Raw genomic sequence first — 13,190 nt, 5'->3', positions numbered from 1 at the left:
CGGATGATAAAATTAAAAAACCATAAAAAACAGCAATATGAAAACTGGCACGCAACTTGATAAAGGCTAGACATCTTATTTGAAAAACGCCGTATTAATTGAGGTTGCTATGTCTATTCTGGTTAAAAATAACATTCATTGGGTTGGTCAACGTGACTGGGAAGTGCGTGACTTCCACGGAACGGAGTACAAAACGCTGCGCGGCAGCAGCTACAACAGCTATCTCATCCGTGAAGGCAAAAACGTGCTCATCGATACCGTCGATCACAAATTCAGCCGGGAGTTCGTGCAAAATCTGCGCAGTGAAATCGATCTTGCGGATATCGACTACATCATCATTAACCATGCGGAAGAGGATCATGCCGGGGCACTGACCGAGTTAATGTCCTGCATTCCCGACACCCCGATTTACTGCACCACCAACGCCATCGACTCGATTAACGGCCACCATCACCACCCGGAGTGGAATTTCCACACCGTCAAAACCGGCGACACGCTGGATATCGGCAACGGCAAACAGCTGATCTTCGTTGAAACCCCGATGCTGCACTGGCCCGACAGTATGATGACCTACATGACCGGCGATGCGGTGCTTTTCAGCAACGATGCCTTCGGCCAGCACTATTGTGACGAGCGCCTGTTTAACGACGAAGTGGATCAAACTGAGCTATTCGAACAGTGTCAGCGCTACTACGCCAATATCCTGACGCCGTTCAGCCGTCTGGTGACGCCAAAAATCACCGAAATCCTCGGCTTTAACCTGCCCGTGGATATGATAGCCACCTCTCACGGCGTGGTGTGGCGCGAAAACCCCACCCAGATCGTGGAGCTGTACCTCAAATGGGCCGCGGATTATCAGGAAGACCGTATCACGCTTTTCTACGACACCATGTCTAATAACACCCGCATGATGGCGGACGCCATTGCGCAGGGTATTAACGAAGTCGATCCGAACGTGGCGGTGAAAATCTTCAACGTGGCGCGTAGCGATAAAAACGAGATCCTGACCAACGTCTTCCGCTCCAAGGGCGTGCTGGTGGGCACCTCCACGATGAACAACGTGATGATGCCGAAAATTGCGGGCCTTGTGGAAGAGATGACCGGCCTGCGCTTTCGTAATAAACGGGCCAGTGCATTTGGCTCCCACGGCTGGAGCGGCGGCGCAGTAGACCGGCTCTCCACGCGTTTGCAGGATGCCGGTTTTGAGATGTCCATGAGCCTGAAGGCGAAATGGCGTCCGGACATCGACGCGCTTGAATTGTGCCGCCAGCATGGCCGTGACACTGCGCGTCAGTGGGCGCTCGCGCCGCTCCCGACATGAACGCCAAAAACCCCGCGCCGCAACAAGCCTGCGCCGCAGCGGTCGCTGACGTTGGCCCTCGCATGCAGTGCAGCGTCTGCCAGTGGATTTACGACCCGGCACAGGGCGAGCCGCTACAGGATGTTGCCCCCGGTACCCCCTGGTGCGACGTGCCGGACAATTTCCTCTGCCCGGAATGTTCCCTGGGAAAAGAGGTCTTTGACGAACTGGCGACGGAGGCACAATGAACCACGGTATCGTTATCATCGGCTCGGGCTTTGCCGCCCGCCAGCTGGTGAAAAACATTCGCAAACAAGACGCCAGCGTGCCGTTGACGCTCATTGCCGCCGACAGCATGGACGAGTACAACAAGCCTGATTTAAGCCACGTTATCAGCCAGAATCAGCGAGCCGAAGACCTCACCCGCCAGACCGCGGGGGCGTTCGCGGAACAGTTTAGTCTGCGGTTATTTCCGCACACCTGGATAACCGACATCGACGCCGCCGCCCATGTGGTGAAAGCAAAAGACAAAACCTGGCAATACGACAAGCTGGTACTGGCGACAGGGGCGTCTGCTTTTGTACCTCCGGTGGAAGGCCGGGAACTGATGATCACCCTCAACAGCCAGCAGGCGTATCAGGCCAGTGAAACCCTGCTGCGTGACGCGAAGCGGGTGATGATTGTCGGCGCAGGGTTGATTGGCACAGAGCTGGCGATGGATTTTAGCCGGGCGGGTAAATCCGTCACCCTGGTCGACCATGCGGCAAGCATTTTGTCGGCGCTGATGCCAGCAGAAGTAAGTAGTCGCTTACAGCATCGTCTGACCGATATGGGCGTACATCTGCTGCTGAAATCCCAGCTGCAAAGCCTGAAGAAAACCGGGAGTGGGATTCATGCAACGCTCGACCGCAGCCGCAGCGTTGAGGTGGATGTGGTGGTTGCCGCCACGGGCCTGCGTCCGGAAACGGCGCTGGCGCATCGCGCCGGCGCGGAAACAGGTCGTGGCGTGAAGGTAGACAGCTACCTGCAAACCACGCAGCCCGATATTTACGCCCTGGGTGACTGCGCTGAAATTAACGGACAGGTCCTGCCCTTCCTGCAGCCCATTCAACTGAGCGCCATGTACCTGGCGAAAAACCTGTCTGGCGGCAGTGCGCCACTGAAATTACCCGCCATGCTGGTAAAAGTAAAAACGCCGGCACTCCCGCTGCACCTGGCAGGCGAAACCGAGCGTCCGGACCTGCACTGGCAACTCACCATTGAACCTCAGGGAATGGTGGCTCGTGGGTGCGACAGCGAAGGACAGATGCGCGCCTTTGTGGTGAGCGAAGACCGGATGAAGGAGGCTTTCGCTCTGCTGAAATCATTACCCGCTTAACGCTGATTCGCCTGCCACGCTAACGTAACCTTTGGATTTTATGGTCCACAGCCCCGATGTCCCGGGGCTTTTTTTTCAACGTCGTTTATCCAGATAACGACAATGATGTTCAGACGCCGCGTCAGGAACGTACGACAAGCGCATCGTAGCCGCGCCAGCGATAGTTGATCATGGAAATCAGCCAGCAGGCAACGAACAGCCCGACCACCACGAACCCGGCGTTACCGAGGTTGTCATTAACTGCGCCAATGCGATCCCAGAGGCCTCCGCTGAGGGCAAACTTATCCATCAACAGACCCAGAGCTTCCAGCCCGCCGATAAACAGCGCCACCACCACAGAGGTACCGGTGATGGTCATGTTGTAGTAAAGCTTGCGCTGCGGCTTATTAAACGCCCAGCCGTAAGCACCGACCATCAGCAGATTGTCGAGGGTATCGACCAGCGCCATACCGCTGGCAAACAGCGCCGGGAAGATCATGATGGACCAGACTGACATCCCGTTTGACGCGCTGGCGGCTGAAATCCCAAGCACACCGATTTCCGTCGCGGTATCAAACCCCAGACCAAACAGGAAACCGACCAGGTACATCTGCCAGCTCTTGTTCACCAGGCGGAACGTTGCGCCAAACAGCCAGTTCATGACTCCGCCTGATGCCGGAAGCGTGATGTCGTCACGCGTGACCTGACCGTTCTTCAGCGCCTGAAAATTACGCCACACGCCGCGCAAAATCACCAGATTGACCAGCGCCATCGCCAGCAGAAACGTTGCAGAAACGGCGGTGCCAATCAGGCTGCCGGTTTCATGAAACCATGCCATATTCTTCTGAAACGCCGTGGCGGTGGCCGCAATGGCAATGGAGGCCAGCACCACAATGGTGGAGTGTCCCAGAGAGAACCACGCCCCCACGCCGGAAGGGCGTTTACCCTGCTGCATCATCTTACGCGTGACGGTATCAATGGCCGCGATGTGGTCGGCATCCACCGCATGACGGAGTCCATAACACCAGGCCAGCAGGCTGGCGGCCATCAGCGCCGTACTGCCGCTGAAGGTTTGCCATGCCCAGCCCCATGCCAGAAGATTAGCCACTACCAGAGCCAGCAGCAGAAACGCCGCGCGGGGTTCATTGCGTAAGAGTCGTAACATTTTACATCCTTTGTGAACATGACCGGGCGGCAGCAACCACCGCCTGCCCGAAGGAGATAGCGCCGTCACCTGACGGCAGATGATGAGGAAAAAGCAGCGTGAAGTCTGAGAGGTAATGGCGCAGTCGCGCGCGCAGCAGACGGTTATGTAACACGCCGCCGCTGAAGCATACGGTGGAAAGCCCCAGTCGCCGGGTATGGGAGGTGACAAGCTCCGCCAGCCCTTTCGCCAGCGCATCGTGAAACGCCCATGCCCGCTCGCAGGGTTCCGCCTGCCAGTTCAGCCACTGTTGCCAGAAGCGCGTAAGGTTTTCGGCCTGAAGCGTAACCGGATGTTGAACGTCGTGGCACTGCGCGGCCAGCGCTTCAAGCCGGCAGGCGGCCTCACCTTCATAGCTCTGGGTTTCTGACGTGATGCCGAGCGCGCAGGCCACCGCGTCGAACAGACGTCCGCAGGATGAGGCCAGCGGCGCGTTTAAACCGCGCTGAATGGCCGTAGCCAGCAGCGGCCAGTTTTGCCGCTGAACGTCACGCGTTTCCGGGTACTGCTGCCAGTCCGGCACAAACGCCAGGCAGTGGGCGAGTAAATTGCGCCACGGCTGCATGGCAGCCCTGTCCCCGCCCGGCAGCGCAACCGCAGGCAGACCGCCCAGACGTTCGCAGTCGAGATAGCTTACCCGCAGGCACTCCCCGCCCCACAGCGCGCCGTTTTCGCCCATGCCGATCCCATCCAGCGTCAGGGCAATGACATCTCCGCCCTCAAGCGGCCAGCCGTTTTCTGCCATGCATGCCGCCGCGTGAGCGTGGTGGTGAAGCACGGTGTCGATCGGCAAAGCCTGGGCTTGCGCCCACTGTCGGGCGTGATAGCCCGGATGGGCGTCGCATACCACGCGCTGCGGCTGAAACGCATAGATCTGCTGCATCATCGACAGCGCAGAACGCCACTGGGCCTCGACACCGTCGTCACTCAAATCGCCAAAGTGCTGACTCAGTACCGCCTGGTTACCGCGCACCAGACAGAAGGTATTTTTCGTATCAGCACCGGTGCACACCATCGCCGGGACAGCGCTGAAACCGGCGGGCAGCGTGATGGCATCCGGCACAAAACCGCGCGCGCGACGCAGCATCATACCGTCCTGATCCATCACGGAATCATCCATACGCTGCAGGATGTCGCGGTTGTGCAGCAGGAATCCGTCAGCGATGTCGCCCAGTTCATCCAGTGCCTGCTGGCAGGTGATGGCCGGCGGACGCCCGCTGAGGTTGCCGGAGGTCATCACCAGTGCGCGCTGACAGTCCATCATCAGCACATGCTGTAGCGGGTTAGCGGGCAGCATCAGTCCAACGGTGTCCAGCCCTGGCGCGATCGCGTCAGGAAGCGGAGGACACCATGCTTTTGGCGTGAGCACGATGGGCGCTGCAGGCGAGCGCAGCAGCGTTTGCACTGATTCCGGCAGTCCCTCCGCCTGCGGGATCATGACCGCCAGTGGCTTCATCGGGCGCTGTTTGCGCGCCCGCAGGGTTGCCACCGCCTGCGCGTTGGATGCGTCACAGGCAAGGTGAAAACCGCCCAGCCCTTTGATGGCGACAATCCCGCCATTTTTGAGCATGTGGACCGCCGCACTCAGCGCAGACTCGCGGGTGGCAACGGTCTCGCCCGCGCGCCATTCCAGCTCGGGTCCACAATCCGGACAGGCTACCGGCTGCGCGTGAAAACGGCGGTCAGCGGGATTGCGGTACTCGGTTTCACACGGCTCACAGAGGGGAAATGCCGCCATTGACGTGGCCGGGCGGTCATAGGGCATGGCGCGAATGATGGTAAAACGTGGACCGCAATGGGTACAGTTGATAAACGGATAGCGATAACGGCGCGCTCGGGGATCGCGCATTTCAGCCAGGCACGCCGGGCAGGTAGCGGCATCCGGCACAATCTGGGTGTCCATCGCTCCGCCCGCGCTATGGCGAATGGTGAATGCCTGTGGCACCGTTGCCCAGGTGAACGGCTGGCTGTCGACAGCATCGATACGAGCCAGCGGTGGGCAGTCCTGATGCAGCCTCGCGGTAAAGGCCCCCCCATTACCCGCGAGACGCACCAGCACGCCCTCTCCGTCATTACAAACGTCACCCGTCAGCTGTAGCTGATGCGCCAGCTGCCAGACGAAGGGACGAAACCCTACCCCCTGCACCTTGCCGCGCACCCGCAACTGTACGCCGTTATCGCCCATCGCGACTTAAAACAGCAGTGACGATGATGTGTCGAACGCGGCACGACGACGTTTTTCCGCGCTCATCTGCTCAAGCTTGTCACGATCCACGCAGACCAGGGCGTGCGTCGGGCAGGCTTCCATACAGGCCGGGCCGGCGTCACGGTGGTAGCAGAGGTCGCATTTATTGGCTTCCGCTTTTTCCGCGCGCACGCTCAGCCCCATGCCGCTGTTGCGCACAACCGGACGCACCACGACTTCCATCGCACCGTACGGGCAGGCAACCACACAGGTTTTGCAGCCGATGCAGCGCTCCTGCATCACATGCACGAATCCTTTCTCACGTTTGATGGCCCCGTTTGGGCAGACGTTAGCGCACGGCGCATCCTCACACTGGCGACAGATAGCGGCCGTGGAGATATTCACGCCTTTAATGACGTGGATCCGCGGTAAAAAGGTATCAGGGGTGAGCGATGCGCAATCCTGCTCCGCCTGATGGGAAACCACACACGCCACTTCACAGGTACGGCAGCCAATGCATTTACTGGCATCGGCCATAATAAAACGGTTCATCTGCTTCTCCAGCATTACAGTCCTGCGCGGAGATATACATAAACCGTGCCAATTATTAACCTGTTGATTTTATGCAGTTTATAAAATGACAGTAGGGCTGTCATCGTCACTTCTGACGATGACAGCTGTCGACATCAGCGGTGAGGCCCGTCAATGACCGAGTCACGCAGGATAAGCTCGCCGGAGAAGGTTTGCTGGTACTTAAACTCACCGCCATCCAGCAGGAAGATCAGGCGGCTAATGGTCTCTTTGATCATCTCCGTCACCGGAATGCGCACGCTGGAGAGCGAGGGGACGATGTAGGGGGCGATGGCCACATCGTCAAAGCCAATCACCGACACGGCATCCGGGGTGGCGATCCCGCGCTCATGCAGCTGTTTCATGGCACCAATCGCCATATCGTCATTACTCGCCACCAGCGCCGAGAAGGTTTCACCGCGCGAAAGCAGGTCAGACACCGCTGCCGCACCGCTGGCCGGGTTCCATTTCCCCTGCGCAATCAGCGACGGGCGCAGCGGGATCTGGTGTTGTGCCAGGGCGTCTTTGTAGCCCGAGAGACGCTCAACGCCCGTGGGGGAATCCAGCGAACCGGTGATAAACGCAATCTCCCGGTGCCCTTTCTGAATCAGCTGCGACACGGCGTCCTGGCAGGAGGCTTTATGATCTGACCAGACGCTGTGACTGCTGTTTTTTCGTAAGCGGCGGTTAAGGACCATAATCGGCTGTTCGCATTTCTCAACGATATCGTCCATCTCATCCACGCTCAGGAAACGCGGGTAAATGATCACCGCGTCACAGCGCATATCGAGCAAATACTGAATGGCCTCGCGCTCTTCATCCGCACTGTGCTTACCGTCCGCCAGGATCAGCTGCCGCCCTTTCTCTTCCGTCATGCGGGCGGCGTGAAAGAGCAGTTCGCTAAAATAGACGCCGTGATAAAGGGTGTTGGTGACCACCAGACCCAGCGTCTGGGTACGTTTGGTCGCCAGATTTCGTGCCAGCAAATTCGGGCGATAGCCGCTCTCTTCAATCGCCTGAAACACCCGGTCTTTGGTCTCCTGGCTGACGTAGCCATTGCCCGACAATACCCTGGAAACCGTCGCTTTCGAAACGCCTGCCCGCTTCGCGACTTCAAGCATCGTGGTCATCGTAATCTTCCGTTTGAAACTACCAGGGCGCAGTGTACTGCACTGCAGAAAAATTGTCGCAGCGGCGATATCACGCTTTTTACCCCTCCAGGTGATCATCATCACGAAATGAAAAAATGTACAAAATGTGATCTTGTTTCATTCAAAGAAACTATTGATGATTATGTGGAACCGGTTTCCTACATTTCTCACAACGATAACAGGATTACATCCGATGGCCAAAAATTACGCTGCGCTGGCGAATGACGTTGTCAGCGCGCTCGGCGGCAGAGACAACATCGTCGCCGTCACCCACTGCATGACGCGACTGCGTTTCGTCCTCAAAGACGAAAGCCTCACCGATGCCCCACGCCTGAAAAGCATTAACGGCGTGCTCGGCGTGGTCCGCAACGACAACCAGTGCCAGGTGATCATTGGCAACACCGTGTCTCAGGCCTACCGCGAAGTGGTGAGCCTGCTGCCCACCGACCTGCAGCCTGCCGTACCGGAAGGCCCGCAAAAAATGACCCTGCGCCGCATCGGTGCCGGGATCCTCGATGCGCTGATCGGCACCATGTCACCGTTGATCCCGGCAATCATCGGCGGTTCAATGGTCAAACTGCTGGCAATGATCCTGGAGATGACCGGCGCGCTGGAAAAAGGGGCACCGACGCTCACCCTTCTGACGCTGATTGGCGATGGCGCGTTCTTCTTCCTGCCGCTGATGGTCGCCGCCTCTGCCGCAGTGAAATTCAAAACCAACATGTCGCTGGCGATTGCCATCGCGGGCGTGCTGGTACACCCGGGCTTTATCGAACTGATGGCGAAAGCCGCACAGGGCGAGCACGTTGAATTCGCCTTTATTCCGGTGACGGCAGTGAAATACACCTACACGGTCATCCCGGCGCTGGTGATGACCTGGTGCCTGTCGTACATCGAACGCTGGGTTGATCGTATTACGCCGGCGGTCACGAAAAACTTCCTTAAACCGATGCTGATCGTTCTGATTGCCGCCCCGCTCGCCATTGTGCTGATAGGGCCGCTCGGGATCTGGATCGGGAGCGCGATTTCAGCGCTGGTCTACACTATTCACGGCTATCTGGGCTGGCTCTCCGTGGCCATTATGGGCGCCCTCTGGCCGCTGCTGGTGATGACCGGGATGCACCGCGTATTTACGCCGACGATCATTCAGACCATTGCCGAGACGGGCAAAGAGGGAATGGTTATGCCGTCGGAAATCGGAGCCAACCTGTCGCTCGGCGGTTCATCGCTGGCGGTGGCGTGGAAAACGAAAAACCCGGAACTGCGCCAGACGGCGCTGGCGGCAGCGGCTTCTGCCATCATGGCAGGCATTTCAGAACCTGCCCTCTATGGTGTGGCGGTACGTCTGAAACGCCCGCTGATTGCGAGCCTTATCAGCGGCTTCATCTGCGGGGCAGTGGCTGGCATAGCCGGTCTTGCCAGCCATTCAATGGCGGCGCCGGGGCTGTTTACCAGCGTACAGTTCTTCGATCCGGCCAACCCAATGACCATCGTCTGGGTATTCGGGGTCATGGCGCTGGCGGTTGTGCTCTCGTTTGTTCTGACCCTGATTTTAGGTTTTGAAGATATCCCGGTCGAAGACGAGGCTGAGAAAGCACGCGCCCTGCAGAGCGCTCCGGTTCAGGCCAAAGCAGCACAAGTCTAAATTTATAGCGAGGTAAAGATGTCTGTTTTTCCACAAGGATTTTTATGGGGCGGCGCGCTTGCCGCCAACCAGAGTGAAGGGGCTTACCGTGAAGGCGGCAAAGGACTGACGACGGTCGATATGATCCCCCACGGCGCGAATCGTCTGGCGGTGAAGGTCGGTAAGGAAAAACGTTTTACGTTGCGTGACGACGAGTTTTACCCGAGCCACGAGGCGATTGATTTTTACCATCGCTACAAAGAAGACATCGCCCTGATGGCGGAGATGGGCTTTACGGTATTTCGTACCTCGATTGCCTGGAGCCGCCTCTACCCGAACGGCGATGAGCCGCTTCCCAATAAAGAGGGGATTGCCTTCTACCGCGCAGTGTTCGAAGAGTGCAAAAAATACAACATCGAACCGTTGGTCACCCTGTGTCATTTCGACGTACCGATGCACCTGGTCACGGAGTATGGATCCTGGCGCAACCGCAAGATGGTCGATTTCTTTGCCCGCTATGCCCGTACCTGTTTCGAAGAATTTAACGGTCTGGTGAAATACTGGCTCACCTTCAACGAAATCAACATCATGCTACACAGCCCGTTCTCCGGCGCGGGGCTGGTGTTTGAAGAGGGTGAGAACGAAGATCAGGTAAAATATCAGGCCGCGCATCACGAACTGGTGGCAAGCGCCCTGGCGACCAAAATCGCCCATGAGGTGAACCCGGAAAACCAGGTCGGCTGTATGCTGGCCGGCGGCAACTTCTACCCCTACTCCTGCAAACCGGAAGACGTGTGGATGGCGCTGGAGAAAGACCGCGAAAACCTGTTCTTTATCGACGTGCAGGCGCGCGGCAGCTACCCGGCCTATTCTGCCCGCGTGTTCCGCGAAAAAGGGGTGGTGATTGTCAAAGACCCTGGCGACGATGAACTGCTGAAAAACACCGTCGATTTTGTGTCGTTCAGCTATTACGCCTCGCGCTGCGCGTCGGCGGACATGAACGCCAGTAATACCAATGCGGCGAATATCGTGAAATCCCTGCGCAACCCGCACATCCAGGTCAGCGAATGGGGCTGGGGGATCGACCCACTGGGGCTGCGCATCACCATGAACATGATGTACGACCGCTATCAGAAGCCGCTGTTCCTGGTGGAAAACGGCCTCGGCGCGAAAGACGTCATGGATGAACACGGTGAGATTAATGACGACTACCGTATCAGCTACCTGCGCGAACATATTCGTGCGATGGGCGATGCCATAGAAGACGGTGTGCCGCTGATGGGCTACACCACCTGGGGCTGTATTGACCTGGTGGCCGCATCCACGGGCGAGATGAGCAAACGCTACGGGTTTGTCTATGTTGACCGCGATGACGCGGGCAACGGTACGCTGAACAGAACGCGTAAGAAATCGTTCTGGTGGTATAAGAAGGTCATTGCAAGTAACGGCGCGGATCTGGCGTAGGCTGTTGCTCTCTCCTCCGCCCTCTCCCACAAGATGCGGGCGAGGAGGTGTCCAGGCCGGGTGGAAGCTACCACCACCCGGCACTGCTCACAGTCGGGAAAAACCGCCGTCCCCACGCCATCCGGCAAGCCGGGAGTAAACCTCTTCGACGGCCTCTTTCACCGGCGGCGTCATCGGATAATAAAACCCAACGATGTCCGGCTGAATGCCCAGAAACAATATCTCCCCCACATCGTCTTTAATCTGATCGACCAGATAGTTCAGCGGCATATTGTGGGTGGTCATCATAAACATCTCGGCGATGTCATCCGGATCAATCAGGCGAGTTTCCCCCGGATTAAGTCCCATATCGGTTGCATCCACAATCAGCAGCCTGTCCGGGTGCAGCTCACGGATCGCCACCACATCGTTTTCCGGTGCGCTGCCGCCGTCAATAACCACCCATTCACCCTGCGGATGCGCGGCACACATTTGTGCAAGCAGCGGGCCCGCGCCGTCGTCGCCCATCATGCTGTTGCCGACACACAGTAAAACATCAGTCACGTAATCTCCTCACCATCAGGTAGATGGCACTCTCCTGATGAATATCATGCAGCATGCTGAGCAAAATTTTGCTCCAGGTCTGCTGCTGCGGGGTTTGCACGCTCAGCGCGGCGTCGAAAGCACTGGCGAGCATCGCAATGTGGTTGGCGTCGATAACGATCTCACCGTACTTCGGCACGCCTTCCATTTTGCGGCGCGCCGTACTGCCCTCCGCCAGCGTGGCGATCCACGCCAGATAGTCAGGCCACGGGCAGCTTAATGCCGTTTCGAGACAATCTATCACCCCGAGGTGATGCCCAATGGCCAGGCTGTAATAGACCACCTGCTGCGCCGCATCCGGCGTGGCATCGTTCTCATCAATAAACTTACGGCTCAGCTGACTGAACACCACCGTTTCACTCATCGGATACGCGCCTCTTCCACCACCTGATTCAGGTTCGCGACGATCTCATTAAGACGAGGATCGTTTTCCGCCTCCAGCCAGCGCGTGACCTGATGATCGCCCTGGCTCAGCAGACGCAGATAATCGTCGGCAATCTGGCGACCATAGCGATACCCCGCGAGCCGGCGCGCCGTGCGATCGACCTTCACGCGCAGCGGCTGCACCATATCCGGGTGCAGAATTGCGGCAGCCTGGTTGTCGCGTTCACCCGGTTCACGGGCATGTATTTTCTGCTCCAGCAGCCCGAGCGCCATGGCAAAACCGTACAGCGTGGCCGCAGGCGTTGGCGGACAACCGGGAATGTAGACATCCACCGGAACAATTTTATCGGTGCCACCCCAGACGCAGTACAGGTCATGGAAGATGCCGCCGCTGTTGCCGCAAGCACCGTAAGAGATACAGATTTTTGGATCCGGTGCGGACTGCCAGGCACGTAATGCTGGCGATCTCATGGCACGGGTAACGGCACCGGTAAACAGCAAAATGTCCGCATGACGCGGCGAAGGCACCACTTTAATACCGAAGCGTTCGGCGTCGAACAGGGGCGACAGCGTGGCAAAGATCTCAATCTCACAGCCGTTGCAGCCGCCGCAGTCCACGCGGTACACATAGGCCGAACGTTTAATGTTTTTCAGCAGCGAGGCCTTCATGCTGGCGATGGATTCCTCCACCGTCATCGGCACCGGAATGCCGTTAGCGTCGCGTGGGCCGATCAGGTTTTCCATCAGCTGGCCTCTCTCATATGACGGGTAATATCGATGCGGTCCGACGGCAGCAGGCATTTCTGCCGTTTGCAGTCCGGGCAGGTTTCAAAGCTTTCGCGATGATGCTCCGCGCGGGCATCACCGTTGTGCTGCAACAGCGCGATGGCGTAGTCGATCTCTTTTTGTACGGCAAACGGGCGTTTGCAGACACGGCAGTTGCAGAGCGCGAAACGCGACTGCTGCAGAAAATCCTCTTTCTTCCAGACCGCCAGCTCGTACTCCTGCGAAAGACGGATCGCCACAGTCGGGCAAACCTCCTCGCAACGGCCGCAGAAAATGCAGCGCCCGAGGTTGAACTGCCAGGCCAGCTCGCCCGTTTTCAGATCGGTTTCCACCGTCAGGGCATTTGACGGGCAGGCGTTAACGCAGGCAGCACAGCCGATGCACTGTTGCGGGTTGTGCTCCGGCTTGCCGCGAAAGTTTTTATCGACCGGCATCGGCTCCAGCGGATAGCGGCTGGTCACCGTACCGGTTTTGATCACTTTTTTGATGAAGGTAAACATGTTGACTCCTGCTTATGTGCTGCCTGAGCTCCGCACCCCGGATCTCTCATCAAAAAGAGGGTCAGGGTGAGGGCATCAGCCTG

11 protein-coding genes and 1 pseudogene are annotated in these 13,190 nt (G+C 58.0%); 4 read left to right on the top strand and 8 right to left on the bottom strand.

The window, feature by feature from the left end; all coding sequences use genetic code 11:
• Positions 1 to 109 precede the first annotated feature (109 nt).
• Positions 110 to 1,548, top strand: a pseudogene (gene norV / locus L466_RS16075) (anaerobic nitric oxide reductase flavorubredoxin).
• The gene (norW, locus tag L466_RS16080) at positions 1,545 to 2,678 is read left to right on the top strand and encodes an NADH:flavorubredoxin reductase NorW (protein WP_032680414.1); all 1,134 of its coding nucleotides are present in this window, start codon (positions 1,545 to 1,547) and stop codon (positions 2,676 to 2,678) included. The pseudogene norV and the gene norW overlap by 4 nt, the downstream one beginning before the upstream one ends.
• A gap of 121 nt (positions 2,679 to 2,799) precedes the next feature.
• Here norW and L466_RS16085 read toward each other — a convergent pair whose 3' ends face one another.
• From L466_RS16085 to L466_RS16100, 4 genes are all read right to left on the bottom strand, one after another.
• The gene (locus L466_RS16085) at positions 2,800 to 3,822 is read right to left on the bottom strand and encodes a HoxN/HupN/NixA family nickel/cobalt transporter (RefSeq protein ID WP_032680413.1); all 1,023 of its coding nucleotides are present in this window, start codon (positions 3,820 to 3,822) and stop codon (positions 2,800 to 2,802) included.
• A gap of 1 nt (position 3,823) precedes the next feature.
• Positions 3,824 to 6,046, bottom strand: a complete 2,223-nt coding sequence (hypF, locus tag L466_RS16090) for a carbamoyltransferase HypF (protein WP_032680411.1) — start codon at positions 6,044 to 6,046, stop codon at positions 3,824 to 3,826.
• A gap of 6 nt (positions 6,047 to 6,052) precedes the next feature.
• Positions 6,053 to 6,598, bottom strand: a complete 546-nt coding sequence (hydN, locus tag L466_RS16095) for an electron transport protein HydN (protein ID WP_023308960.1) — start codon at positions 6,596 to 6,598, stop codon at positions 6,053 to 6,055.
• 134 nt (positions 6,599 to 6,732) lie between these two features.
• A complete protein-coding gene (locus L466_RS16100) occupies positions 6,733 to 7,746 on the bottom strand; it encodes a LacI family DNA-binding transcriptional regulator (protein WP_032680410.1) in 1,014 nt (337 codons plus the stop codon).
• Positions 7,747 to 7,960: 214 nt separating this feature from the next.
• Here L466_RS16100 and ascF point away from each other — a divergent pair, with 214 nt between their 5' ends.
• Both ascF and L466_RS16110 read left to right on the top strand, forming a co-directional pair.
• Positions 7,961 to 9,412: a PTS cellobiose/arbutin/salicin transporter subunit IIBC gene (gene ascF, locus L466_RS16105; RefSeq protein ID WP_032680409.1), complete on the top strand. Its 1,452-nt coding sequence runs from the start codon at positions 7,961 to 7,963 to the stop codon at positions 9,410 to 9,412.
• An 18-nt stretch (positions 9,413 to 9,430) separates the two neighbouring features.
• Positions 9,431 to 10,855 carry a 6-phospho-beta-glucosidase gene (locus L466_RS16110; protein ID WP_032680408.1) on the top strand — a complete coding sequence of 475 codons (1,425 nt, stop codon included), beginning with the start codon at positions 9,431 to 9,433 and terminating at the stop codon, positions 10,853 to 10,855.
• Positions 10,856 to 10,942: 87 nt separating this feature from the next.
• Here the strand turns inward: L466_RS16110 and hycI are convergent, their stop codons facing one another.
• Genes hycI through L466_RS16130 form a run of 4 tightly spaced genes read right to left on the bottom strand, consistent with a single transcriptional unit; the run spans position 10,943 to position 13,107 of the window.
• Positions 10,943 to 11,398, bottom strand: a complete 456-nt coding sequence (gene hycI / locus L466_RS16115) for a hydrogenase maturation peptidase HycI (RefSeq protein ID WP_032680407.1) — start codon at positions 11,396 to 11,398, stop codon at positions 10,943 to 10,945.
• Positions 11,391 to 11,801: a formate hydrogenlyase maturation HycH family protein gene (locus L466_RS16120; RefSeq protein ID WP_032680406.1), complete on the bottom strand. Its 411-nt coding sequence runs from the start codon at positions 11,799 to 11,801 to the stop codon at positions 11,391 to 11,393. Before L466_RS16120 ends, hycI begins: the two co-directional genes overlap by 8 nt.
• A complete protein-coding gene (locus tag L466_RS16125) occupies positions 11,798 to 12,565 on the bottom strand; it encodes an NADH-quinone oxidoreductase subunit B family protein (protein ID WP_014171362.1) in 768 nt (255 codons plus the stop codon). Before L466_RS16125 ends, L466_RS16120 begins: the two co-directional genes overlap by 4 nt.
• Positions 12,565 to 13,107, bottom strand: a complete 543-nt coding sequence (locus L466_RS16130) for a formate hydrogenlyase complex iron-sulfur subunit (protein ID WP_014171363.1) — start codon at positions 13,105 to 13,107, stop codon at positions 12,565 to 12,567. The genes L466_RS16125 and L466_RS16130 overlap by 1 nt, the downstream gene beginning before the upstream one ends.
• Positions 13,108 to 13,190 lie beyond the last annotated feature (83 nt).

Origin of the sequence: Enterobacter sp. BIDMC 30 (assembly GCF_000534355.1) — a bacterium.
Taxonomy (GTDB): Bacteria; Pseudomonadota; Gammaproteobacteria; order Enterobacterales; family Enterobacteriaceae; genus Enterobacter; species Enterobacter ludwigii.
This window is presented reverse-complemented; position numbering and strand designations above follow the sequence as displayed.